The organism is Massilia sp. LXY-5 (genome assembly GCF_059801075.1).
In genome coordinates, this window is the sequence record NZ_JBNNEH010000014.1 from 1 (window position 1) to 3,426 (window position 3,426).

2 protein-coding genes are annotated in these 3,426 nt (G+C 58.2%); both read left to right on the forward strand.

Annotation, left to right across the window (positions count from 1 at the left end; all coding sequences use genetic code 11):
• Positions 1–308 precede the first annotated feature (308 nt).
• Positions 309–2,228, forward strand: a complete 1,920-nt coding sequence (locus ACI48I_RS24115; protein ID WP_498575718.1) for an alpha/beta hydrolase family protein — start codon at positions 309–311, stop codon at positions 2,226–2,228.
• Positions 2,229–2,253: 25 nt separating this feature from the next.
• Positions 2,254–3,267, forward strand: a complete 1,014-nt coding sequence (locus tag ACI48I_RS24120; protein ID WP_498575719.1) for an aspartyl protease family protein — start codon at positions 2,254–2,256, stop codon at positions 3,265–3,267.
• Positions 3,268–3,426 lie beyond the last annotated feature (159 nt).

Here is a 3,426-nt window from a genome sequence, read left to right on the forward strand (position 1 = left end):
AACGACTTTGCGCCGATGATAGTGCTGCAACCAGTGTGAAAGTAGGTTATCGTCAGGCTAGTTATAAAGAAAAAACCCGCTCAGTGATCTGAGCGGGTTTTTTTTCGTCTGCGTGTTTCAGCCGGGCGCCAGTTCCTTCTTCGTCTCTCTTCCATATTTGGCCGGATATAAAACGTCGATCTGCGCGCGGCTTCGCTTCGCCAACGCAATTACGCGCTCGACCCGATGCTTTCAAAAAACTTCATTACAGTGGTTGGTTATTGATAAGTAAAAATTGTTATAGTTCAGAAACTGTTTTGGACTAGAACATGAACCTTCTGACCACAATCGCTTTTCTTTGCGCGGCTTTTTTCTCGACAACTGCATCGTCGCAAGTGCTCACGCCGGAGGAGCTGACCGATCCGGCCGGAATGCTCAGGGCAAGCTTGTCGCCCGACGGTCGGCATATCGCCGCGATTATCTTCAACGGTCTCAACCACGGCCTGATCCTGATCGACACCGATACCCTGGCAGTAAAAAAGCTTATTCAAGGCAAGCGCTTTTCAAAGGGCTATTGGAGCTATAACAAGGCGCCGCGCGACCTCACCTGGGCGGACAACGATCTGATCGCCATCGACTACGGTTACGACGCGGAGTCAATTGACTTGCAAGGTAAAAGGGTACGCATGCTCGGCGACGCGGTTCTCGGCCGCGTCGACTCGGGTCCGAATGCCGGGCAACTGATCGTCATGCGGGATGAAAAAAATGACCTCGTCGCACGCTGTCACGCGCGGACCGGCGAGTGCACACGATTTTCACGGCCACCGGGCCGCGTCATCCAGCGGGCGTTCGACCGCCAGGGCAACCTGCGCGCCGTCACGCTCGTCAACTCGGCCTTCTTCAAGGATGTGTCGACGATCTCCAACTGGTATAAGCCAGCCGACAAGGAAACCTGGACCAAGCTCGCCGAATTCAGCGTGACCGACGAATACTGGATACCTGTCCATGTGCCGGACGAGCCGGACACATTGGTGATCAATTCGCGTATCGGTCGCGATACCCATGCACTGTTCAACTACGACATTCAGCAGCGACGCCAGACCGAACTGCTTGCCGGTCATCCGACCCAGGACATCGTGTCCTGGGGAGGCATCGACAAGGCTGCTTTCGATTATGTCGAGACCAGCGGCATGCTGCCCCAACAGGTCTGGTTCGATCCGGCCTGGGCCCTTATGCAAAAGCAGATCGACGCACTGCTGCCCGGCCGAATCAACGTCATCTCCGGCGATCCGGCTCGCGCCGTGCTCGTGCACTCGCACGGGGACGTCGATCCCGGCACCTGGTACTTCTTCGATATCGCAAAAAAGTCGCTTGTTACCGTCGGCAAGGTGATGCCGGAAATCGATCCCGCCAGGATGCGGCCGATGGAGGTGATCTCATATAAAGCAGCCGACGGCTTGAGCATTCCCGCCTACCTGACGCGCCCTGCACAATCGACCAGTCCCGCGCCCATGGTCGTGCTGATCCATGGCGGCCCCGTCGCACGCGACCGCTGGGAATGGGACGCCGACGTCCAATTGCTGGCGAACCGGGGCTATTTGGTATTCCAACCGCAGTTCAGGGGATCGAGCGGATTCGGGCGCAGGTTCGAGGAGGCGGGATTTGGTCAGTGGGGGAAGGCGATGCAGGATGACATCACCGACGGCGTCCGTCACCTGGTCAGTCAGGGCATTGCCGATCCGCGGCGCATTTGCATCGTCGGCGCGAGCTATGGCGGCTACGCCGCCTTGTGGGGACTCGTGAAAACGCCCGACCTCTACCGCTGCGCAATCAGCTTCGCCGGCGTTACGGATATCGAATACATGTTCTCGGACGCATCCGATCGCGTGGGCGACAAGGTAAGCCGCGAAACGATGACCCGACGCATCGGGGACAAGAAAATGAGTGTCCAGCTGTTCGATCCGGTCTCGCCGCTAAAGCATGCGGCGCGCATTCAGGCGCCGGTGTTGCTCATGCACGGCAAGGACGATGAGCGGGTCCCCGTCTCGCACGGCAAGAAGATGCGGGATGCGCTCGCGGCCAACGGCAAGCCGATCACCTGGCTTGCCTTCGACGAGGAAGGGCACGGCCTGTTGTACGTAAAGAACCGGATCCAGTATTACGAAGCCATGCTCGAATTCCTCGGCAAGCACATTCCGCCGCAGCCGCTCCAGACCCCGGCCGCGACGCCTTCCGCTACCTCACACTGATCTTTCCTTGTCCACGCTAACGCACATGATGCTGACGAATATGAACAGACCCTTGCCACGTACTGCGCGCCGCCCAACCCTGCTCATGGCTGCGTTGGCAATCGCTCCGACCTGCGTACTCGCCCAGGGCATCGGGGGAGGCTGCAACATTGGGGAGACTACAGTCCTGCCGATCACCTTCGCACACGGAGACGAAACGCCGACCATTCCTGCGACGCTCGCCGGGCAGCCGGCCGCGGCTATGATCGACACGGGCGCGTTTGACTCGACGTTCTACAAGCCCGCCCTTGATATAGCGGGAATCGCAGTGCGCGAAAGCGAGACCAATTATGTAGCGGCCGACATCCTGGTTGCGAATATCCCGAGCTTTACTGTGGGGCCGATCAGTACCAAAGGCTATTTTAATGTTGAGAAGTCGACAGAGTCGTTTGCCGCCAGGCTCGGTGCGAACTTTTTTGCGCGCAATGACGTTGAAATCTGGTGGGCCGGCCAGGAAGTGAGGCTCACCAGTCCCAAGGGATGCCGTAATGCTTATCTTCCCGCATGGGGACCAAACGCGCATAGCGTTCCCTTCCAAACGGACCAGTCGCGCCGGGACATGCGAGCCTGGTTCAAGGTAAAGATCAACGGACGGGAAGTCGACACCGTCATCGCGACCACCGACACGATCTCTGTCATGGATTTGCATACCGCGGCCAGGTACGGCATCACGCCTAAGTCGCCCGGCGCCGTCGAAGAGGGCCAATTACCGAGCTGGCGCGGCAAACAGCAGCGGGTCTGGCGGGTTCCCGTCGCCGACATGGCGATCGGCGATTATCGGGTACAGAATGCAACGATACACCTCATGGACCTGACCCTGTCCGGGGAAATGATGAGTCTCGGTTCCGATTTCCTGCGTAACCACCGCGTGCTGATATCGATGAGCCAGCGGCGCCTTTATATTTCCCACCTGGGCGGGCCTAGCTTTTCGGGACCATCCGAGGAGAGTCCGGAGCCATCCCGCTGCTCTTCCCAGACTTGCATTGTTGCTCCCGAGTGAGGAAAGGAACTGGTTTTTTCGATGGCCTTGCGCAGCGCACAGCGCTCAGCTATAATTCGCGTCCGCTTCGGCGCTGTCTGCAAAACGTTAACGTAATCAAGGTGTTAGATGCGTAATTTCTTTGCAAGCGGCAACGAGGTGGAAAAAAAGAAGTTGACG

What these genes read in the sequence shown, in the direction of transcription:
- ACI48I_RS24120 (WP_498575719.1), top strand. Translation starts at nt 2,254, where the DNA reads ATGATGCTGACGAATATGAACAGACCCTTGCCACGTACTGCGCGCCGC.
- ACI48I_RS24115 (WP_498575718.1), top strand. Translation starts at nt 309, where the DNA reads ATGAACCTTCTGACCACAATCGCTTTTCTTTGCGCGGCTTTTTTCTCG.